This is a genomic window from Streptomyces sp. WM6386 (assembly GCF_000972385.1).
Lineage (GTDB): Bacteria > Actinomycetota > Actinomycetes > Streptomycetales > Streptomycetaceae > Streptomyces.
In genome coordinates, this window is record NZ_JXTE01000069.1 from 1 (window position 1) to 20,682 (window position 20,682).

The window sequence follows — 20,682 nt, forward strand, 5'->3', positions numbered from 1 at the left end:
ACCCCCGCCGATGCCCCCACCGACCCCCGAGGGCCCCGAGTTCCTCGCCGTCGACCGCCGCAGCTCGGTGTCCGTCGACGCCTCCGGGGTCACCCTGGAACTCAACGGCGTCGAGGCCGACTTCGACTGGCCGGAGATCCGCAGCGTCCACTACAAGGCGAGCCCGAACGGAAAGTCCCTGATGGTGGCGGTGGTCCACCTCGACGGCCAGTTCTACGAGTGCGTGGTGGACGCGAAGTCGCGGGAGCGGCTGGGGGAGTGGTTCGCGGGGCTGGCGGCGGTGTTGGGGTACTACAGGCCGATGGGGTGAGTGGTGGGCGGGGGCCGCCTGCTCGCCCCCGCCCATGCACAACCCCTTCCGCTACGGCAGCCCGTGCACGTGCGGACCCACCGTGTTCGACCATGCGTTGCCCGCCGACGCGTCCCAGTTGGTCGACCAGGTCATCGCGCCGCGCAGGTCGGGATAGGTCTTGGACGGCTTGAAGGAGCCGCAGGACGTGCCCTTTGTCAGGCAGTCGAGGGCGTTGTTGACCACGGTGGGGGAGACGTAGCCGCTGCCCGCGCCACTGGTGGAGGCCGGGAGGCCGAGGCCCACCTGGGACGGGGAGAGGCCGCCCTCCAGCTGGATGCAGGCCAGGGCCGTCAGGAAGTCCACCGAGCCCTGCGAGTACACCTTGCCGTCGCAGCCGAGCATGGAACCGCTGTTGTAGTACTGCATGTTGACGACGGTGAGGATGTCCTTGATGTTGAGGGCCGTCTGGAAGTAGGCACCCGACGTCGACTGCATGTCGATCGTCTGCGGGGCCATCGTGATGATCAGCGACGAGCCCGCCTTCGAGGACAGCGATCGCAGCGCCTGTGTCATGTACGTCGCGTTGAGGCCGTTCTCCAGGTCGATGTCCACGCCGTCGAAGCCGTACGTCTGCATCAGCGAGTACACCGAGTTCGCGAAGTTCGCCGCCGAGGAGGAGTCGTTGACCGCGACGGTCCCCCGCTCACCGCCGACCGAGACGATGACCTTCTTCCCGGCCGCCTTCTTCGCCGCGATGTCCGCCTTGAACTGGTCGACGGTGTAACCGCCGAGCCCCGCCGAGTCGAGGTTGAACGTCACCGCGCCCGGAGTCGTCGTGGCGTCCGCGAAGGCCACCGCGATGATGTCGTACGGGGACTGGACGTCGGCGATCTTCTGGACCTTGGCCCCGTTGTTGAAGTTCTGCCAGTACCCGGTGACGGCGTGCTTGGGCAGCGCAGGCCCGGTCGGGGTGGCCGTCGTCGTCCCCGTCACCGTCGTCGACTTCGCGGACTCACCCGCCGAGTTGGTCGCGGTGACCTGGAAGGAGTACGACGTCGACGCAGCCAGCCCGGTCACCGTCGCCGACGTGCCGGTCACCGCCGTCACCTTCGTACCACCGCGGTAGACGTTGTACCCGGTGGCCCCCCAGGCCCCGCTCCAGGCCAGGGACACCGACGACGAGGACGTACCGGAGACCGCGAGGCCGCCCGGCGCGCCCGGAACCGTCGGGGCCGGGTCGGTGCCACCGCCGCCGTCGGGGCCGTACACCGAGACGTCGTCCGCGAAGTACGCCGACTGCCCGTACCAGCCGTGCGTGTAGACCGTCACCGAGGTCGTCGAGGCTCCGGTGGTGAAGATCGTCGACAGCTGCTTCCAGGACGTGGAGTCAGGGGTCCATGTCGACACGTCCGTCGTACCGGTGCCGGTCACACCGAGGTAGGAGTACCCGCCCTGCACCCACGCGCTCAGCGTGTACGTCGACCCGGGCTTCACCGCCACCGTCTGCGTGCACTTCGCGTTGTCCTGCCCGGCCGGCGTCGCCTTCAGCGCGGCCGCGCCGCCGTGCACCGGCGAGGAGACGGTCGCCCCGCTGCCCGCCGTACAGGTCCAGTTCGTCAGGCCGGACTCGAAGCCGGCGTTCTTGGCGTTGTTGACATCCGCGGCGGAGGCCTGGCCTGTGCCGGACACACCGAGGGCGAGGGCTGCGAGAACCGCTGCCGACCAGAAGCGAACAGAGCGTCGTCTGAGTATGGCCATGACAAGCAGACTGGTCCAGACCAATCACGTCCGTCAATAGGTCCAGACCATCTTTACGGGGCCCGCGGGTTCTCGATGGGCTATCGGCATATGCAATCCGCCCTGATTTGGGGAGCCTTGCGCAAAAACAGTTGCCATCAGCTGAAGAAACGCTGTTCTCCGGTCACATGGGCGTGGCTAGAGTGCTGACGTAGTCACGCAGTGAAGTCGACTGGGTGTGCCGGAGTAACGCCGGTCGGGCCGGCGGGGCATGGGAACGGGGAGCTGCGCGTGCCAACTGCCATTGCCGTGACCGGTGCCGACATGGCGCTGCCGCCGCAGGACGAGCGAACCGTGCCCGCCGTCGTGCTCAAGGGCCTGGACAAGGAACCGCTGGAGCGCACCCTGCTGGGCCTCCAGTCGCTCATCGACCAGCACGGCCATGTGATCGTCGTCTGCTCCCAGGCGGTGCCGAAGGCGGTCGAGCGACGCCTGCACACCGTACGGTCCCTCCTGGAGAGCGACCGTATCGCCCTGTTCCGCCCCGATCTGCCGCCCCTCGGACTGGCCGTCCTGGCCCGCCAGTTGAGGCAGCTCGCCTCCTGCGACCTCAGCCCCGGCGTGCTCGCCTCCGCGGGCCGGCTGCTCACCCACTACATCCACGCCGGGGCACTCCTCGGCTCCGTCACCAAGCTCGACCGCGTTCCCGTGGACCTCAAGGCGCATGCCAAGTCATGGGTGCCGGGAAGTCAGTTCGGTTTGATCGCCCACCCCGAACCGCAACTGGTCCGCATCGGCCCCGAAGCCGCCCTGAAGGGCCCCGAGTTCGCCACCGCCCTGCTGGTCACCAAGGGGCAGTTCCAGTCCGACTGGGTGACCACCACCCTCGCCCCGTCCTGGAACGTCCAGGGCCTGCGCGAGGTGCCGCTCCCCGCCGAGTCGGCGGCGTGGTGGGGCACCCCGAAAGTGATCGAGTTCTGTTCGTTCCTGCCCGACCTCTCGGTCCTCTACCAACTGGTCACCTCGGTCCGCCAGAGCGCCTGCCACTGGTGCGGCATCGATGTGATCGGCGACCGCTGTGTGTTCTGTTCCGCCACGTCACCGCTCACCGAGAACCAGCAGAACCAACTCACCGCCGGGTGAGCCCTGTCGACCGATATCCCCCAATGAGGTTGTCCGGTTCATGAACTCCCGTCAGCGCCGCGGCGTCATACTCCTGATCCTGTCGGCCGTCTGCGCCCTCGCGGCCTTCGCCGGCGTCCTGTCCGTCATCAACGACGCCGAGTCCAAGGTCGGCCCCGAGGTCACCGCCTACCGGCTCAAGACGAACGTGGAGCCCTACAAACCGCTGAGCGAGGCCCAGTTCGAGAAGATCGAGATGCCCGAGCGGTGGCTGTCCGACAACGCGGTCCGCAATCTCCGCGAGATCGACGGCAAGATCGCGGTCACCGCCCTGAAGAAGGGCTCCCTGCTGCAGAGCGACATGATCGTGGCACAGCCGGCTCTGCAGCCCGGGCAGCAAGAGGTCGCCATCATGATCGACGCGGCGACCGGTGTGGCCGGCAAGATCACGCCGAACTCCACGGTCAACGTGTACGCCACCTTCGAGGGTGAGCGGGAGGGGGGTGCTCCCGCCCAGGCCGATCAGTCGAAGATCATCGTGACGAACGCCAAGGTCCTCGACGTGGGCGACCTCACCCCGCTCCAGCCCGACGCCGACGACCGCACCCGCGAGGCCACCGAGGCCGTCCCCATCACCTTCGCGCTCTCCGCCATCGACGCCCAGCGCATCACGTACGCCGAGTCCTTCGCCAAGCGCGTCCGGCTCGCACTGGTCGCGCCGGGCGAGACCGGCACCGTCCCCGAGCAGGACCGCACGTACGAACTCGCGAAGGACAAGTGAGAGCCGTATGCCCACGAGGATCCTGCCGGCGGTAGGCGACGCGGACGCGGTCCGCTCCATCACCACCCTGCTCAGCCAGCTCCCGGACGCCGAACCGGTGGCCCCGGTCGTCGACTCCACCCAGCTCGTCGACACCCTCGCGCGCCTGGCCGCCGAATCCTTCGACGAACTGCCCGAGGTCGTGGTCGTCCACGAACGCATCGGCCCGGTCCCGGCGTTGGAACTGATCCGCGAGGTCGCCCTGCGCTTCCCCGCGGTCGGCGTCATCCTCGTCACCTCCGACGCGAGCCCCGGCCTCTTCCAGGCCGCCATGGACTACGGGGCACGGGGACTGGTGGCGCTGCCGCTGAGCTACGAGGAACTGGCCATCCGCGTCCAGGCGGTCGCCCAGTGGTCGGTGGGCGTACGGCGTCATCTGGGCGGCGCCGTCGACGTGTTCACCGGAGTCGGCGGCACGGTCGTCACGGTCAGCGGCGCGAAAGGGGGAGTGGGGACCACCCTCACCGCCATCCAACTCGCCCTCGCCGCCCAGGCCTCCGGCCGCAGCACGGCCCTGGTCGACCTCGACCTCCAGACCGGGGACATCGCCTCCTTCCTGGACGTCCAGTTCCGCCGCTCGGTGGCCGACCTGGCCACCATCACCGACATCTCCCCACGGGTGCTGGCCGACGCCGTCTTCCGCCACGACACGGGTGTCGCCCTGCTGCTGGCCCCCGGCGAGGGCGAACGCGGCGAGGAGGTCACCGACCGGGCAGTCCGCCAGATCGTCAGCGCCCTGCGCTCGCGCTACGAGGTCGTCGTCATCGACTGCGGCGCCCAGATCGGCGGAGCCGGCGCGGCGGCCGTCGAGATGGCGGACACGGCCCTGCTCGTCACCACGCCCGACGTGATCGCGGTACGCGGCGCCAAACGGACCGTCCGCATGTGGGACCGGCTCCAGATCCGCAAGGCCGAGGAGACCACGGTGGTCGTCAACCGGCACACACGCGGGACCGAGATCCAGCCCTCGCTGGTCCGGAAGATCACCGGCACCCCCGTCGCGGGGGTGGCGATCCCCGCCAACTTCAAGGAACTGCAAGGCGTCGTGGACGCCGGACGCGTCCACGAGCTCGACAACAAGAGTGTCGTGAAGCAGGCGCTGTGGCGGCTCGCGGGGGAAGTGGGCCTGGTCAAACCGGCCGAGGGAGCGCACAAGGGCGGGCGGGCGAGGGGCGACCGCGCGGCGGTGGGCTTCCGGCGGCGCAAGGAGCTGGGGCCATGAGGCGGCTCCGGGCCATGGGGCGGCTCGGGGTCTTGGCGCGCCGGGACTCCGGCCAGGTCACCATCGAGTTCCTCGGCATGACCCCGCTGATCATCATCACGCTGGTGCTGCTGTGGCAGTTCGTGCTGGTGGGATACACGTTCACGCTGGCGGGGAATGCTGCGGACGAGGCGGTACGGGCGGGAACGGCGGCGAGTCCGGGGGAGCGGCAGGGGGCGTGCGAGGCGGCGGGCCTGGAGAAGCTGCCGGACGCGTGGAACGGCACGGTGGAGTGCGGTACCGGCGGCGGCTATGTCACGGCCGACGTCGAACTCCAGGTCCCCGTCCTCTTCCCGGGCGCGATCGGCTTCCCGTTCACGGTCGAGGGTCATGCGGGAGCCGTGGAGGAGGAGACGGACTGAGATGTCGTACGACGGGAAAGTCCGCGACCGCCGACGTGCTGACCTCGGCCAGGTCGCCATCGAGTACCTCGGGTTCATCCCGATCCTGATCCTCGTCGCGATGGCGGGCGTACAGATCGGGCTCATCGCCTACACCGCCCAGCAGGCCGGCACGGCGGCCCGGGCGGGGGCGCGGGCGGCCTCGCTGGAGAACAGCGCCCAGGACGGCTGTACGACCGCGGTCAGCGACTGGCTGTCCGTCGCCTGTTCCGCCGAGCAGGGCGGCGACGAGGTCACCGTCACCGCCACCGTCGACATCCCCTCCATCGTCCCCGGCTGGGACTTCGGCGACGCGAACAAGACGGCCACCATGCCGCTCGACCACTGAACGAGGTACCCCATGAGTCTGCGGGCACGCATCAGCACCCCCGAGGAGAACGGCAGCCGGGGCGAGGACGGCCACCTGGTCGCCTCCTACCGCGCCAAGCTCCTGGAGGAGATCGACCTCGCGGAGATGAGCTCGCTGGCGGCCGCCGAGCGCAGGGCCCGCCTGGAGCGGGTGCTGGGGCACATCATCAGCCGCGAGGGCCCGGTGCTGTCGACGGTCGAGCGCTCGCAGCTGATCCGCAGGGTCGTGGACGAGGCACTGGGCCTCGGCATCCTGGAGCCGCTCCTCGAGGACGCGTCCATCACCGAGATCATGGTGAACGGCCCGGACGCGATCTTCGTCGAACGCGGCGGCCGGGTGGAGCAGTTGCCGCTCCGCTTCCCTTCCCACGACCAGCTGATGCAGACGATCGAACGGATCGTCTCGACGGTCAACCGCCGTGTGGACGAGTCGAATCCCATGGTGGACGCCCGCCTCCCGTCCGGCGAACGCGTGAACGTCATCATCCCGCCCCTGTCGCTCACGGGCGCGACCCTGACGATCCGCCGCTTCCCGCGCTCCTTCACCCTGCAGGAGATGATCGGCCTGGGCTCGCTGGACGAGCACATGCTGTATCTGCTCGCGGGCCTGGTGCAGGCCAAGTTCAACATCATCGTGTCGGGCGCGACCGGCACCGGGAAGACGACCCTGCTCAACGCCCTGTCGGGGCTCATCCCGGAGCGCGAACGCATCATCACCATCGAGGACTCCGCGGAACTCCAGCTCCAGCAGTCCCACGTGATCCGCCTGGAGTCCCGCCCGCCCAACGTCGAGGGCAAGGGCCAGATCACCATCCGCGACCTGGTCCGCAACTCCCTCCGTATGCGCCCGGACCGGATCGTCGTCGGCGAGGTCCGCGGCGGCGAGTCCCTGGACATGCTCCAGGCGATGTCGACCGGCCACGACGGCTCACTGGCCACGGTCCACGCCAACAGCACGGAGGACGCCCTGATGCGTCTGAAGACCCTGGCGTCCATGTCCGAGGTCGGCGTCCCCTTCGAGGCGCTGCACGACCAGATCAACAGCGCGCTCGACGTGATCATCCAGCTGACCAGGTTCCCCGACGGAGCCCGCCGCATCACGGAGATCGCCCTCCTCGACAGCCACGGCGCCGAGCCCTACCGCCTGGCCACGGCGGCCCGCTTCCACGCTCAACCCATGTCGGCGGACGGCCGTGTCCACGGCGTCTTCGAGTACTTCCCGCTCCCACGCCGTACGGCGGACCGCCTCTACATGGCGAGCCAGCCGATCCCCCAGGCTTTCGGCGTGGCCCAGTCCGCGCTCGAACTGACGACCCGAGAAGCCAGGTAGGTACCGCCCGATGGAACTCGACTCGCTGATCAAGCTCACCACGGGCATCGCCCTTCTGACCTGCGTCCTCGCCGTGGCGGGCCTGCACGCGTACGCCATGGGCAAGGCCCAGCGCCAGGCCCTGGTCGACCGCCTCTCGGCGACGGGCCAGATACAGGCGGGCGGCCGCCGGCGCCGCTTCCCGACCCTGGACCGCCGGCTGCGCCGCACCAAGCTGGGCAGGAAACTGGAGCTGAGGCTGGCGGCGACGGGCCTGGACGTCACCCCGGGCGAGTTCTTCGTCTACATGATGGCCACGGTGGCCGGCCTGTTCCTGATCGGCCAGGCGGCCCTGGCCCCCTTCTTCGGCCCCCTCGCCGGTCTGCTGGGCATCTGGGTGGCGGTGCAGTTCCTGAACTGGCAGCGCCAGAAACGCATCGAGAAGTTCATCAACCAACTCCCTGAACTGTCCCGGATCCTGGCCAACGCCACCCAGGCGGGCCTCGCCCTGCGCACGGCGATCGGCATGGCGGCGGAGGAACTGGAGGCACCGGCCGGGGAGGAGCTGGGCAAGGTGGCCAACCAGCTGGCGCTGGGCGCCTCCCTGGACGACGCGCTGGGGGAGATGGCGGAGCGGCTGCCGTCGCGCGAACTGGTGGTCCTGGTGACCACGTTGGTCCTCTCCAACCGGGCGGGCGGTCAAGTGGTGGGTGCGCTGCGGAACTTGACGGAGACGCTGGAGGAGCGCAAGGAGACCCGTCGGGAGGTACGCACCCAACTGGCGCAGGTCAACATGACGTCGTATGCCGTCCCGGTCCTCGGAGTGGGTTCCCTCTTCCTGATGAACGGCGTGAAGGACGGCGCCCTGGACCGTATGACCGGCTCCCCGGCCGGCCAGGCGGCGGTGATCATCGCCTTCGCGCTCTACGCGGTGGGGTTCGTCCTGATCCGCCGACTGTCCCGTATCGACGTCTGAGGGGGCGTACACAGATGGCACTGCTTCTCGCCCTGCTGATGGGCCTCGGAGTCTGGGGCGTCTTCGCCGGGATCCGCATGTACCGGGCGGACGCGAAACTCCCCGGCGACCTGATCCTCGCCCTGGAGGTCGGCGCGACGCGCACCGGTGCGGTGGACTCGCTGATCGACCGTCTCGGGATGCGCTACGCGCCCGCCGTCCTGCGCCTGATGGGCCCCAAGCAGGTCGCGAAGTACCGCCGCAGGATCGACCTGGCCGGCAACCCCGGCGGCCTGACCATCGACCGCTACGCGGCCCGCCGCGCGGTCTACGGCTTCCTGGGCGGTTTCGGCGGCCTGGTCTTCGTGATGCGGGGCCAGTTCCTCGTGGCACTTCTCCTGTTGGCCTTCGGGGCGTTCTGGACGGAGGTCGGCATCTGGTCGGCGATCCGGATCCGCAAGGACGTGATCGAGCGGACCCTGCCGGACTTCCTCGACGTCCTGGCGGTCGTGGTGAGCGCGGGCCTGGGCTTCAGGCAGGCGCTGGACCGGGTGGCGACGAAGTACGAGGGGCCCTGGGCGGACGAACTCCGCATCACACTCCGCCAGATGGACCTCGGCATGGGCCGCCGCGAGGCCTTCCAGGAACTGCGCCGCCGCAACGACTCCGAACAGGTGGCCATGTTCGTCACGGCGCTCCAGCAGGGCGAGGAACTGGGCGCCCCGATCGTCGACACCCTGGTCGCCCTCGCCAAGGACATGCGCCGCACAGACGCCCAGAACGCCCGCCGCAAGGCCGCCCGCGCGGTCCCCAAGGCCACGATGATGATCACCACGTTCATGGTCCCGGCCACGATGATCCTCCTGGGCGCGGGCCTGCTGCTGGGCTCGGGGACCGACTTCGGCTCGATCACGGGCGACTAGGGGGCGGGTGACGAGAATGTCGATGACCGGGGAACGCCGGGGGGTGTGGCGACGGCGGGGAGCGGAGGCGCAGCAGGAGCCGCTGCCGGGTGTGCCGAGGCAGCCACGGACAGCCGTCGAGGGTGGAGGCGCCACGCAGGGGGCGCCCGTACGGGCTGAGCCATCCGTACGGGCTGAGCCATCCGTACGGGCTGAGCCATCCGTACGGGCTGAGCCATCCGTACGGGCCGAGGCATCCGTACGGGCCGAGCCACCCGCACAGACCGACACACCCGCCATCCCCATCCAGGTCAACGCCCTACAGGCCCTGGCCCGCCAAGTCTTCGGCTTCCGTCTGGCCATGATCGCCCTGGCCGCCCCCGCCGCCCTCCTCAACGCCAACCCAGGCCTGGGCGCCCGCCTGGTAGGCGCCGCGGTGGTCGCCACCTTCATGGGCTCGTACGTCCTCTTCAGGGACTGGGAACGCTTCGGCCCCCTCCTCCTCCGCCACCCCACCCTCCTGGCCGCGGACACCCTCTTCGGCTCCCTGCTCCTCATCTCCGCGGGCCCCGACACCACGCTTGCCTACGTCAGCGTCTGCACCCCCCTCCTGGCCGGCATCGTCTACGGCTGGCGAGGCGCCGCGGTCTTCGCGAGCCTTCAGTCCCTGATCTTCCTCCTGGTCTACGCGACGACACAGAACCCGGCCACCACCGTTGCCGAACGCCTCCTCCTCCCCGGCCTCTGCGTCATCGCCGGAGCGGTCGGCTCGGCCCTGCGCAACCTCATGTTCCGCTTCGGCGCCGCCACCAAGGCCCTGACCGAGGTCCAGGCCCGCCTGGCAGTCACGGAGGCGATCGCCGAGGAACGGGCCCGCCTGGCAAGGGAGATGCACGACTCGGTCGCCAAGACCCTGTACGGCGTGGCCCTGGCGGCGGACGGTCTGGCAGGCTCGGCCGACCGCATGAACCCCACGCTGGTCAAGGAACAGGCGGAGTTGGTGGCCCGCTCGGCACGCCGGGCAGCCGCCGAATCCCGCGAACTCCTGGCAGACCTGCGCCGGGAGGCGGACAGCACCGACGTACTCGGGGAACTGGCGGCCCGTACAAGGGACTTCGGCACCCGCACGAACCTCGCGGCCACCTACCACCCCACCGGCGAGGAGGAGACGCCCCTCATCCCGCCGGCCGTCGCCCGCCAACTCCTCACCATTGCCACGGAAGCGATGGAGAACGCCCACCGCCACGCGGCCCCGACCCGGGTGGACGTGAGCGCGGGAGTCCACGGCGACCTGCTCTGCATGACCGTCTACGACGACGGCCGAGGCCTGCCCCAGGGCACCACCCTCGAACAACTACGCAGCACAGGCCACTTCGGCCTGGTGGGCATGGTCGAACGCGCCGCTTCGCTCGGCGCCCGTATCCGCATCGGCCGCGGCACCCACTCCAAGGGCACGGAGGTCCGCCTGGAACTCCCGCTGACGACACTGGCCCCAGGCAGCGCTTGACCACCCGCACGATGACGCCGCCGCCGCAAAAGTCCCCCACGCCACGCGAAACGACGAGAGGAGGCCGCAGAATGCCGGATCAGACGACTCCCCACCCCGGCGAGAAGCAGCCACCGCCCCACGACCCGTTCGAGGACTTCCCGCCCCCCGCGCCATCGACCGCCCTACGGGTCGTGGTGGCGGACGACAACCCGGTGGTCCGCGCGGGCCTCACCGCCCTCCTCTCCGGCCGAGCGGACATCACGGTCGTCGCGGAAGCCGCGGACGGCCGCCAGGCCTACGAGGCGGCGCTGGCCCTCCACCCCGACGTGATCCTCCTGGACGTCCGCATGCCGGGTGTCGACGGCCTCTCGGCCCTCCCGCACCTGGTCCAGATCTCCCCGGTGGTGATGCTCACCTACAGCAGAGAGTCGGAGATCGTCCACGAAGCCCTGCGCCTGGGCGCCGGCGGCTACCTGGTCCACGGCGAGTTCACGGCGGACCAACTGGTCGACGCCGTAAGGAACATCAAGAACGGCCGCGCCCACTTCACGCCGACGGCGGCGGATGCGCTGGTGGCCAGGCTGCGGCAGACAAACGAAGTCAGTGCGACTGCACACAATTACGCACCCCATCAACCCAAGTCCCCACTGATTTCTGCGAAACGCCTTTCGCAACTGCAACCAGTTGTGGCACAGTCTGACAAGTCACGGTTCCAACTGAGCGCAAGGGAGGCGGAGATCATGGACCTCATCGCATCCGGCATGAACAACCAACAGATCGCCGCCACCTGCTTCATCAGCGAGAAGACGGTCAAGAACCACATCAACCGCATCTTCGCCAAACTGCACAGCACCAGCCGCGCCGAAGCCGCCGCGAAGTGGCTAGGGGTGACCTGAGATGAGGGCTGGGGGGAAGGGGAAGCGGAATTGGGCCCGCAGTTGGGCCCTGGGACCCTCCGCGAAGACGGGCGCCACCTCATACGTTGCCCACACCACGGACAACGGAGGGCAACGCCATGCGGAACTGGAACGACGAGGGACAGACCGCGGTCGAGTACCTGGGGATCATCGCGGTGGTTGTGGCTATCGTGCTGGCGATCACGGGGACGGATATCGGTCAGCAGATCTACGACGCCATCGTGGAGCAAATCGACGAGGTCATTGGTTGACCAGGCGGTCCCCGTACGGCGACGCAGGGCAGGCCTTCCCCATCTACATCATGGTGGTGGCGGGCCTGCTCTTTCTTGCGTTCGCCTACCTTGCGGTCGGCCAGGCCGCGGCAAGCCGGAACGGCGCCCAGACGGCAGCGGACGCGGCGGCGCTCGCGGCTGCCCAGGACACCCGGGACCAACTCGCGGACAAGTGGGTGCAGGTCGTACTCGACCCGACGAAGTGGCAGGACATCTTCGACGGCAACGTGCCGGGCCTGACTCCCTCGTGCGAGCGGGCCTATGAGCTGGCGGCGCAGAACGACGCGCACGTGGAGATCTGTCAGCCGACGGGACTCCTGGCCTACGACGTCGATGTTCAGTCGGACGAACCGGTGGGAGACTCCATTGTTCCCGGCACGGAGGGCATGTACGCGAGGGCGTCCGCCCGGGCAGTGATCGAATCTCTCTGCACGTTCGAGCTCCCTGGCGCGGGAGCTGGGGACGACGTACTGCCGCGACTCACCTGCAAGGACAACGTGGACTGGGACTTGGACCCGGACGACCTCACTATCCTTCCGGAACCCGAGGACCTCTTCGACGTTCATCTGGCCGACTGACAAGCGAACGACAAGGGATGAAGGAAGCGGAGTCATGAGCATTCGGATCACTACGAAGGCCCGCAGGGGGATGGTCGCACTGACTGTTGCGGCTGGACTGGCCGTCGGCGTGGCCGGCTGCGGCGGTGGAGGCGACGATGACAAGAAGCCGGAGGCGTCGGCTTCGGCTTCCAAGGACACTGGGTCCAATCCGAGTGCTCAGGAGGGGACGGACGAGCCCCTCGCCGAGCTCAAGGGCGAGGACGGGCTGATCCTCGAAATCACCTCGGCTCAGAGGGACTCGGGCGGGTTCGTCACCGTGAGCGGTGAGATGAAGAACGACGGTGCCGAGGCAGCACGTGTCTCCGTGCGGACGTCGGGCGACGAGACCGAGATCATCAGGCATGGGACGTCGTTGGGTGGAGCAACTCTCGTGGACTCCGCGAGCAAAAAGCGCTACTACGTGCTGCGTGATACAGACGGGCGCCCGCTGACCACGACGGGCATGCCGCGGATCAAGGCAGGCGATTCCATCCCCGTCTTCATGCAGTTCCCCGCACCGCCCACAGACGCGGGCGAAGTCACCTTCCAACTCCCCACCTTCGCAGCCGCCACGATCACCATCTCCGGGTGAGGCCCCGATGACCCTCACCCCACCCCGCCTCGCCCTGACCCTCACCGCCGCGTCGGTCATGCTCGCCACGAACCTCTTCGTCGCGACGACAGCCGAGGCCGACGAAACGCCCAGCGTCCCCCCAGGCACCGAGGCCACCGCCGCGGCCCCCGTGAAGGTGGACGCCAACGACCCGGACCTCAAGCTCCCCGAGGGCGCCACCCTCGCCGAACCCAAGGTCCTGGACATCAAGCAGGTCGTGGAGGACCAGTCCGGCGAGGAACGCCGTGAAGACACCAACGCCGACGTCAAGTTCGCCCTCCAGGCGGAGGTCCTCTTCGGCAAGGACAGTGCGAAACTCAGCGGTCAGTCGAAGGCCCGTATCGCGGCGATCGCGGACGAGATCAAGAAGCAGAACGCGACGAAGATCCGCGTCTTCGGCTTCACGGACAACCTGGGCACCTCCGCCCACGGCGACGTCCTGTCGAAGCAGCGGGCCAACGCCGTACAGGACGTCCTGGAAGCCGAACTGAACGACGCGAACGTCACGTACGAGGTACGTGGATACGGCGAGCAGTACCCGATCTCCGACAACTCGACGGAGGCCGGCCGCAAGAAGAACCGACGGGTCGAGGTCTCTTTCCCGCGTACGGAGAGCTGAACGACGAGGCGCCGGGGAGGAGAACTCCCCGGCGCCGGTGAAACGGTCGATCGTCGTTCGGTCAGCCGAACATGCCGGGCTGGTAGTCGCCGGCGGGCTGCTGGATCATGACGTTGAAGCGGTTGTAGAGGTTGATGAGGGCGATGGTGGCGACCAGCGCGGCCAGCTGCTCCTCGTCGTAGTGCTTCTGGGCGTTGGCCCAGACCTCGTCGCTGACCCCGCCGGCCCCGTCGGCGATACGGGTGCCTTCCTCGGCCAGTTCCAGCGCGGCCCGCTCGGCCTCGGTGAACACCTTGGCCTCACGCCAGGCGGCGACGAGGTGGAGACGTTCGTGGGTCTCGCCGGCGGCGACCGCGTCCTTGGTGTGCATGTCGGTGCAGAACCCGCAGCCGTTGATCTGGCTGGCGCGGAGCTTGACGAGCTCTGCCGTCGAGTGCGGCAGGGCCGAGTCCGCGACCGCCTTGCCCGCCGAGTTGACGTACCGGATGATCTTGCCGGCGAGCGGGTTTCCGAAGAGGTCGAGGCGGGCTTCCATGGTGAGCTCCTGTGGCGTTGGTGTCGATGCCTACACCCCCTAGACGGAATGACCCCACCGAGATGTGACACCCCCTGAATGTGACGCGCGTCTCCTGGGTGTCGACGTACTCCCTCCGGGTTGATCTGACGCAGGTGAGGGGTCCCGGCGGCCCGCCGTGGAGAGGTGTGCCACGTGGACGATCAAGTGTCGGAAGAAGCGGCGACGGTGTTCGACGCGCTGGGATCCCGCTATGAGCAGGCCTTCGAGGGACTGGCAGGGCAGCAGGCGGCGCTGCGATGGCTGACGGTGCGGCTGCCCCAGAGGGCCAGGGTCCTCGACGTCGGCAGCGGTACCGGCCGGCCGGTGGCCGAGGAGCTGGTGCGGGCGGGCTGCGAGGTGACGGGGATCGACGTGTCACCGGCGATGGTCGAACTGGCCCGGGCGCAGGTTCCCGAGGCCAGGTTCGAGCTGGCCGACGTACGCACGTACGAGGCACCGCCGTACGCCTTCGACGCGGTGTGCGCGTTCTTCCCGCTCCTCATCATGTCCCGCGCGGAGGTGGAGTCGGCACTGGACCGCATGTGCGGCTGGCTGGCCCCGGGCGGCCACCTGGTCATGGCCACGGTCCCGGGTGACTACAGCGACGTAGGGCTGACCTGGATGGGCCACCGGGTAACGGTCAGCAGCCTGACGGCAGAGGAGTACAAGCGCCGCCTACGGGCCCAGGGCCTGGAGATCCTCTTCACGGAAACCTCCACATTCCGCCCATCAGGCTCCCACCCAACCCCGGAGCACCACTTCTTCTGCTACGCCCACCGCCCGCAGACACCCGAACCCGTTGATTGGCAGATCCGTCCAGGGGCGCATCCAGAAAACCCCAGGTGAGCGCAGCCGCTGGTGAAACAGATCTGCCAATCACCGGAGCACCTCGGGCCGGCGGCCCCGGCGGCCCCGGCGGCCCCGGCGGCCCCGGCGTCTGTCACCCGTCGGGGGTCACCGTTATCCGTACCCCGGGCCGCAGGCCCCATCCGGCCATGGCCCCTGCCTCCGCCTCCAGGACATGGTGCGAACGGAGCCGGGGCATCCCCAGTCGGCCGGGCCTCATGGTGCGTACGGCGGTGACGACGAGGTGGCGATCGAGGTAGGCGACGTCGATGGGGATGCGCATACGGAACGTGTGCACACCGCTGGCAGGCGACAGCAGGATCGCCCCGTCCACGGAATCCCGCCCCAGCAACCCCTTGGTACGGGCGCGATAGGACGCGGCGATCTCCAACGGAACGGAAACACCGGCAGGCTCCCCGTGGACGACCAACGTCCCCCGCCCGTCCCGCAACCGCCCCATACCCGAACCGCCCCCTTCGCCCACCACAACCTGCCCGTCCGCCACTCCCGCGAACCGAACGTATCGCCGCCGGACAACAGGACGACACCGTGCCGACCACCCGTCAGCTTTGCGAGTTCATAACTGGAACCACCCGCTCACCACGCGTTATCCAACCGTTACGCCTCAAGTGGGGTCACGCAAGGCCGATTTGGCCGCATTTACCCCGCCCCTCGACAACCGCAACCCTGGTGTCACCGCTGCCCCCTGGATAGCGTTGCTTCGCTCAAGAGAAGCCTCGCCTCACCAGGAGCCGACCGTGAACCGCCGCCCCACGCTGCTCGCAGCGCTAGCCCTGACCGCCACCGCGGCCCTGACGCTGTCCGCGTGCGGAAGCGACGACAGCTCCAAGGACAAGGACAACGACAAGATCGCGGGAGCCGATACGGGGAGCAAGACGTCGGCATCGCCGAGCGCGTCCGCCTCGACGGCGGCCGACCGGCCGAAGATCGATCTGCCGTCGGATCTGACCTACACCTTCGACTGGCCCGAGACGGGCGACAAGGACAAGGACGCGGTCCTGACCGACAGCGAGCAGTCCATCAAGGCAGTGGATCTCGGGATCGTCAACCAGGACCCGCTCGACAAGGCGTACCTCTACTACTACGAGGGCGAGGCTGCCGCCAGCACCCAGGAGTTCATCCAGGCATACGTCAAGGCCGAGGCTCGGGTCACAGGCGCCTACCGCTACTACGACGCGGCCGCCAATGTGAGCGGGAAGGACAGCGCCTCGCTGGTGTACTGCGAGGACCAGAGCAAGGCGTATGACATGTACCTGGAGGGCAAGAAGGTCAACAAGACGCCCGCCACGAAGAACAGCTACGTGCTCTACATCACCGAACTGCACAAGAACGCCAAGGGTGTGTGGGCCGTCGAGAAGATCGAGTCCCAGAGGGGAAGCGACAAGTGCCAGCCCTGAGCGCCACATCGCGCGCCCTGATCGCGCCAGTCGTCATCGGCGCGATACTGCTCAACGGCGCCACCGCCTTTGCGGACAACACGATCGGCAGTGGCGCTCAGGCGCCGAGTGACCCCGCCAAGGTCGACAACGAGGGGAACCTCTCCGTCACCGTCGGCGGCGTCGTCTTCGACCGCTCGAAGAACGGCAGCGGCGGCTCGACGGGCGCGCTGGCGTCGACCACCTCCTGGACGCCCCCCGCCTGCTGGTACGCCCCGAAGTACACCCCGGAGCAGCTCCAGAAGTACATGGAGCCGATCTGGGAGGCCGGATCGACGGGCGCCGAATGGGATGCCGAGCAGCGGAAGAAGTACAACGCCAACGACGAAGAGAAGGCCTTCAACAAGGACAAGACGGGCAAGGGCTACTGGTGGGACTCGTACGTCGACAAGAGCTACCCCCCGGGCTGGGACGCCTGTGAGGACGGCCCCTTCTGGGTGGACACGGGCGACGCCCCGCCGGCCGACATGGAGAACGCCGTCACCCCGGAGATCCTCGCCGAACTCGCCTACAACGAGATCCGCGTCCCCGGCACCAAGGTGACCCTCGCCCCCGCGAACGCGACCAAGGTCAACCTCCCGACCTGGTCCTGGCTCGACGGCGCCAACTTCAAGCCGGTCTCCGTCACCGCCTCTGTGCCCGTCATCGGCATCGACGCGACCGCGACCGCGGAACCGGTCTCCCTCAAGATCGAGCCTGGCACCTCGGACGCCGTGACCTACCCGGCCTCCGGCGTCTGCGAGATCAACAACGGCCGTATCGGCGAGCCCTACGCCAAGGGCAAGGCCGACCAGACACCACCCTGTGGCGTGAAATACCTGCGATCCTCCGGCGACGGCACCTACCCCCTCAGGGCAACGGTGACCTGGAAGATCGAGTGGACCAGCACCAGTGGCGCGGGCGACGACCTGCCCGACGGCAGCTTCGGCGCCACGCAGGACGTCGTCGTACAGGAGATCCAGGCCATCAACCGCTGAGTGGTCGTGACCGCAGCGGAGGACCCGGGCGCCGCGCGGAGCCCGGATCGTCGTGCGGGTGCGGGTGCGGGTGCCTGGGCGGGTCGGCATCGCCGCCGTTCCCGCCCTTCACCACGGATCGATGACCGGGATCATGAGGATGTCCAGGTGTCCACTTCCTCATCCGGGCTGATCCGGACAGTACGGGCGAACTCGTCGACGTCGTCGAGAGCCCGGAGGATCCGGCCGGCGTCGGGATCGGCCAGGATGATCAGGACCTCCGCGGCTTCCGTGCCCTTCTCGTAGCGCCAGGCGTAACGGAGGCCGACGTGCACCTCGTTGCTGTCCTCGTCCTGGTAGTAGCGCAGCACCCGCAAGCCGGCTCCCAGATGCGGGGAGTCGAAGTCCTCGACGATGGGGGGCTCCACGGTGTAGCTCGCATCGGCGTGGGTCAGTTCACGCAGTGCCGTTTCCCGGTCCTCGCCCTCCTCGATCTCCACCAGGTCGACATACGCAGGAAGCGGGATCTCCCGTGGGTGCGGGAGATGAAGGAAGACCTCGAAGTCGGGAAAGGCTGCGGGGGCCCTGATGGCGTACATCAACAGGATGTTGGTCAGCAGATCGACTTCGCCCGGTTCTGGCTTCTCCGACGCGAAATCCTCCCAGAGACCCTCGGCGAAGTAGCGTGCCCACGCCTCAGGTGACTGAGCCTCCTCGACGGCCTCAAGAGCCGGCTCCGGCCACATGAGCGGGATGCGGATCCAAGGGGACAGATCCATGGCGTGCTTGACGTTGAGCCAGCTCACTCATAACTCCATCGGAACGTGCCGACCACTGCGTCGAACAACTCGACCAGCACGTCGGTGAATTCACTGTCGATGTCGCCGTCACCCGGTGTGGAGAAGTTGATGCTGATCCAGCGACCGGGATCGTCCGCCACGGGGACCACATAGTCGACGCGCCGCGTCGGCGGAGCGTCCTGCTGTTCCTGTTCGGCAGACGTGGAGGGATAGACGCGGCGGAGTGCGGGTGCCCCTGCCACGTCGACCGTTGTCGCCGTTCCGCCGGGTACCTCCTCGGCGGCCAGCTGTGCGAGTACCGCCTGCGGAGGAATCGTATGGTCTCGGCCGATCGGCAGCTCGGCAACGATGAACGAAGCCATGAGGAAGATGCCCCCGCGCGGGAGGACCGGAAGGTAGAGGTCGAGGCCGCCGTTCCTTCTGGCCGCACGGGCTTGCTTTTCCAACTGGCGACGCATCTCCAACCGGAAGCGCATCGCGTCGTCCCGGGGGATGCCCTCCGGGACTTGCTCCATGTGCGAGAAGAGGATCTTCTCGAGCGCTTCCTTCATGCCCTCGCGCAGGGGGATGCGGACCCAGCCGGGGGGCAGGACGAGCTCATAGCCGCCGGGAGCTGTCCGCTCAAGCGCAGATTGTTGCTCGTCGAGATCGGACACACTCACGAGGCTGCCTGCTTCTTTAGCTGCCGGTCGGTTACCAGGATCGCCAGGGTAGCGAGCACCGAAATAATGGCGAGCCAGCTGTACCCGATGATCACCGCTACGTTTGGGATCAGGAACAGGCAGGAAACCAACTTAATAACCTGGGAAAAGTTGGCGCCCTTCGGGTTGCTGATCAGTTCTCGATACCTGATCAGTACGACTAGCATCGCCACAGGTGCAATCATGATCGGCCAGGCTGCGTAGCCTTTGGTGAGCCAGTCCATGCCGCCGTACTTGCTGCCGAGATCCTGGAAAGCCATGCAGAGAACCGGCACGATGGTGCACACAAAAAGGACCCTTATGGCCTTACGCTCTTCCGGATTGTTCACCGTCATTGGAGCTACCATCCCCTAGTCCTTTCGCTTTCGAATTTCGCCATGTTCGGTACTGCCGCCGGATTTCTCGCAGGGTCGTTCACCAGCGGCTCCCTACCTCACGTGTCAGGACATCCTTGGCATCGTCATACGGATCCCCGACGAGTATCCCCATGGCCTTGTCTCCGAGATCCACTCCCGTGGCAGCAATGTAGTTCGCCCGGAACCTGTTTACGCTCTTGGTCAACGCGTCGGTCGCCTCCCGCACGGCGGGATTCCCGCCGAACTCGGCCCGCATAGCCTTGGCGAACTTACTCGCGCTGACGACCTCCCCATCGCCCCCCAGCAGCCGCTCCACCCGGGTCGCCACAGGACGTGTTTCTCGCGCCCCGATCTGGCGCAGGGATTGCAGCGCACGCGATGCTTTCGAGCCGCGGACCGAGCTGGCACCGTATCGCGCGATATTCCTGTTGAGCAGCTTGCGCAGATTCGCGTACCGCTGGAACCGCTCCGCCCTGCTGGCGGCCTTGAGCGCTGTCACCGCGGACTTCACGCCCTTCATTGCGACACTGCCGAATCCCAGCGTCGCCAGCGCGAAGACATCCATGGCGACGTCCGCCCAGCTCCCGTCACCGGAGAGGGCCAGCAGCGTGTGCCCGACGCCGACGAGCGCTGTGAGGCTGATGGCAGTCACAGTGATGAGGGTCGCCAGCCATCCGACCGGAGTGAAGAGGAGGGCGATGATCCCGATGGCGGTCGCGGCCCAACTCAGGACTTCGATGACGGATTTGATGGTATCCGCGTGGTCGTGCCCCCAGTCCTTGAAGTTCTCCCAGGTGCTGTCCTTGATGATGTCCGAGATGTCATCGCCGATGTTGTCGGCGTAGTGCTGGGCGCGGGAGTCGCGCTCGGAGACGATCTGGTTGAGCTGCTTGTGGTGAGGCGCCAGATGGGTGTCGGGGTCGGATGACTCCGACGCGTTCTTTGCGCCGCCCTTCTCATCCTCGGCTTCCTTCTTCTTCACCTCGGCAGCGTGTTCCTCGTCGGCCTGCTTCGCGGCTCGGAGGACGCCGTCGGCCCGTTCCTGGAAGCCCTCCAGCTCGTTGGCCCATTTGCCGAGGTCGCCGACTACGCGTTCGTAGCGGCCCGCCGTCTCGCGGAAGTGCTTCTCGAGGTCGCCGGACTTGTCACGGATCTTGTCGGCGTACTTGCCCTTCAGCGCTTCGCCGTCGGCGGCCTTGCGCAGAATGCGAGCCTGGTCGCGGAGGGTTGAGGCGAGGTCCTTCATCCTGCCGACCTCGTCGCGGATGTCCTCCGGATCGCCGGGGATCGGGTCCTTCTCCGCCAGCGGATGCCAGTCGACCGGTCGGCGACTGCCCTTGCCCGTACCCATCGG

General features: G+C 68.0%; 25 protein-coding genes. 18 read left to right on the forward strand and 7 right to left on the reverse strand.

Annotated features, from left to right (window positions below; translation table 11 throughout):
* Positions 1-310: hypothetical protein (locus tag TN53_RS32375; RefSeq protein WP_046262322.1), on the forward strand; the 310-nt coding region annotated here is incomplete at its 5' end.
* Between the two features lie 51 nt (positions 311-361).
* On the opposite strand, the gene TN53_RS32380 is transcribed toward TN53_RS32375, so the two are convergent.
* Complete coding sequence (locus TN53_RS32380; RefSeq protein ID WP_046262323.1) at positions 362-2,050, reverse strand: chitinase; 1,689 nt, start codon at positions 2,048-2,050, stop codon at positions 362-364.
* A gap of 270 nt (positions 2,051-2,320) precedes the next feature.
* Here TN53_RS32380 and TN53_RS32385 point away from each other — a divergent pair, with 270 nt between their 5' ends.
* From TN53_RS32385 to TN53_RS32450, 14 genes are all read left to right on the forward strand, one after another.
* A complete protein-coding gene (locus TN53_RS32385) occupies positions 2,321-3,172 on the forward strand; it encodes a hypothetical protein (protein ID WP_199924686.1) in 852 nt (283 codons plus the stop codon).
* A 40-nt stretch (positions 3,173-3,212) separates the two neighbouring features.
* Positions 3,213-3,932, forward strand: coding sequence for a Flp pilus assembly protein CpaB (gene cpaB / locus TN53_RS32390; RefSeq protein WP_046262325.1), 720 nt, complete (start codon positions 3,213-3,215; stop codon positions 3,930-3,932).
* A 7-nt stretch (positions 3,933-3,939) separates the two neighbouring features.
* The gene (locus tag TN53_RS32395; protein WP_046262326.1) at positions 3,940-5,193 is read left to right on the forward strand and encodes an AAA family ATPase; all 1,254 of its coding nucleotides are present in this window, start codon (positions 3,940-3,942) and stop codon (positions 5,191-5,193) included.
* Positions 5,190-5,594, forward strand: coding sequence for a TadE/TadG family type IV pilus assembly protein (locus TN53_RS32400; protein WP_234441752.1), 405 nt, complete (start codon positions 5,190-5,192; stop codon positions 5,592-5,594). The genes TN53_RS32395 and TN53_RS32400 overlap by 4 nt, the downstream gene beginning before the upstream one ends.
* A gap of 1 nt (position 5,595) precedes the next feature.
* Positions 5,596-5,961 carry a TadE/TadG family type IV pilus assembly protein gene (locus TN53_RS32405; RefSeq protein ID WP_046262328.1) on the forward strand — a complete coding sequence of 122 codons (366 nt, stop codon included), beginning with the start codon at positions 5,596-5,598 and terminating at the stop codon, positions 5,959-5,961.
* A 12-nt stretch (positions 5,962-5,973) separates the two neighbouring features.
* Positions 5,974-7,311 (forward strand): CpaF family protein, encoded by a 1,338-nt coding sequence (locus TN53_RS32410; RefSeq protein WP_046262329.1) that lies wholly within the window; start codon positions 5,974-5,976, stop codon positions 7,309-7,311.
* A gap of 10 nt (positions 7,312-7,321) precedes the next feature.
* Positions 7,322-8,266 carry a type II secretion system F family protein gene (locus tag TN53_RS32415; RefSeq protein WP_046262330.1) on the forward strand — a complete coding sequence of 315 codons (945 nt, stop codon included), beginning with the start codon at positions 7,322-7,324 and terminating at the stop codon, positions 8,264-8,266.
* 14 nt (positions 8,267-8,280) lie between these two features.
* Positions 8,281-9,168 carry a DUF5936 domain-containing protein gene (locus TN53_RS32420; protein ID WP_046262331.1) on the forward strand — a complete coding sequence of 296 codons (888 nt, stop codon included), beginning with the start codon at positions 8,281-8,283 and terminating at the stop codon, positions 9,166-9,168.
* Between the two features lie 16 nt (positions 9,169-9,184).
* The gene (locus TN53_RS32425) at positions 9,185-10,654 is read left to right on the forward strand and encodes a histidine kinase (RefSeq protein WP_234441753.1); all 1,470 of its coding nucleotides are present in this window, start codon (positions 9,185-9,187) and stop codon (positions 10,652-10,654) included.
* A 71-nt stretch (positions 10,655-10,725) separates the two neighbouring features.
* Positions 10,726-11,532, forward strand: coding sequence for a response regulator (locus tag TN53_RS32430; protein ID WP_046262332.1), 807 nt, complete (start codon positions 10,726-10,728; stop codon positions 11,530-11,532).
* A gap of 119 nt (positions 11,533-11,651) precedes the next feature.
* The gene (locus tag TN53_RS47970) at positions 11,652-11,804 is read left to right on the forward strand and encodes a membrane protein (RefSeq protein ID WP_046262333.1); all 153 of its coding nucleotides are present in this window, start codon (positions 11,652-11,654) and stop codon (positions 11,802-11,804) included.
* Positions 11,801-12,403: a pilus assembly protein TadG-related protein gene (locus TN53_RS32440; RefSeq protein ID WP_046262334.1), complete on the forward strand. Its 603-nt coding sequence runs from the start codon at positions 11,801-11,803 to the stop codon at positions 12,401-12,403. Before TN53_RS47970 ends, TN53_RS32440 begins: the two co-directional genes overlap by 4 nt.
* A 34-nt stretch (positions 12,404-12,437) precedes the next feature.
* Entirely contained in the window at positions 12,438-13,016 is a 579-nt protein-coding gene (locus TN53_RS32445) for a hypothetical protein (RefSeq protein WP_046262335.1), read from the forward strand.
* Positions 13,017-13,023: 7 nt separating this feature from the next.
* Positions 13,024-13,656 carry an OmpA family protein gene (locus TN53_RS32450; RefSeq protein ID WP_046262336.1) on the forward strand — a complete coding sequence of 211 codons (633 nt, stop codon included), beginning with the start codon at positions 13,024-13,026 and terminating at the stop codon, positions 13,654-13,656.
* Positions 13,657-13,717: 61 nt separating this feature from the next.
* Here TN53_RS32450 and TN53_RS32455 read toward each other — a convergent pair whose 3' ends face one another.
* On the reverse strand, positions 13,718-14,191 hold the full coding sequence (locus TN53_RS32455) for a carboxymuconolactone decarboxylase family protein (protein ID WP_046262337.1): 474 nt from the start codon (positions 14,189-14,191) through the stop codon (positions 13,718-13,720).
* Between the two features lie 174 nt (positions 14,192-14,365).
* Here TN53_RS32455 and TN53_RS32460 point away from each other — a divergent pair, with 174 nt between their 5' ends.
* Positions 14,366-15,058, forward strand: a complete 693-nt coding sequence (locus TN53_RS32460; protein ID WP_046262338.1) for a class I SAM-dependent methyltransferase — start codon at positions 14,366-14,368, stop codon at positions 15,056-15,058.
* 94 nt (positions 15,059-15,152) lie between these two features.
* Here TN53_RS32460 and TN53_RS32465 read toward each other — a convergent pair whose 3' ends face one another.
* Entirely contained in the window at positions 15,153-15,518 is a 366-nt protein-coding gene (locus TN53_RS32465; protein ID WP_046262363.1) for a DUF192 domain-containing protein, read from the reverse strand.
* A 298-nt stretch (positions 15,519-15,816) separates the two neighbouring features.
* Between TN53_RS32465 and TN53_RS32470 the strand changes: the two genes are divergently transcribed.
* Both TN53_RS32470 and TN53_RS32475 read left to right on the forward strand, forming a co-directional pair.
* Positions 15,817-16,476 (forward strand): hypothetical protein, encoded by a 660-nt coding sequence (locus TN53_RS32470; protein ID WP_095046856.1) that lies wholly within the window; start codon positions 15,817-15,819, stop codon positions 16,474-16,476.
* A complete protein-coding gene (locus tag TN53_RS32475; protein WP_420719147.1) occupies positions 16,464-17,492 on the forward strand; it encodes a hypothetical protein in 1,029 nt (342 codons plus the stop codon). Before TN53_RS32470 ends, TN53_RS32475 begins: the two co-directional genes overlap by 13 nt.
* Before the next feature lie 131 nt (positions 17,493-17,623).
* Here TN53_RS32475 and TN53_RS32480 read toward each other — a convergent pair whose 3' ends face one another.
* The 4 genes from TN53_RS32480 to TN53_RS32495 form a co-directional block, all read right to left on the reverse strand.
* A complete protein-coding gene (locus tag TN53_RS32480) occupies positions 17,624-18,277 on the reverse strand; it encodes a hypothetical protein (protein ID WP_052745347.1) in 654 nt (217 codons plus the stop codon).
* The gene (locus tag TN53_RS32485; RefSeq protein ID WP_046262339.1) at positions 18,274-18,927 is read right to left on the reverse strand and encodes a hypothetical protein; all 654 of its coding nucleotides are present in this window, start codon (positions 18,925-18,927) and stop codon (positions 18,274-18,276) included. The genes TN53_RS32480 and TN53_RS32485 overlap by 4 nt, the downstream gene beginning before the upstream one ends.
* Before the next feature lie 2 nt (positions 18,928-18,929).
* A complete protein-coding gene (locus TN53_RS32490; RefSeq protein ID WP_046262340.1) occupies positions 18,930-19,307 on the reverse strand; it encodes a hypothetical protein in 378 nt (125 codons plus the stop codon).
* A gap of 79 nt (positions 19,308-19,386) precedes the next feature.
* The gene (locus tag TN53_RS32495) at positions 19,387-20,679 is read right to left on the reverse strand and encodes a putative T7SS-secreted protein (RefSeq protein WP_052745348.1); all 1,293 of its coding nucleotides are present in this window, start codon (positions 20,677-20,679) and stop codon (positions 19,387-19,389) included.
* Between the last annotated feature and the right edge of the window lie 3 nt (positions 20,680-20,682).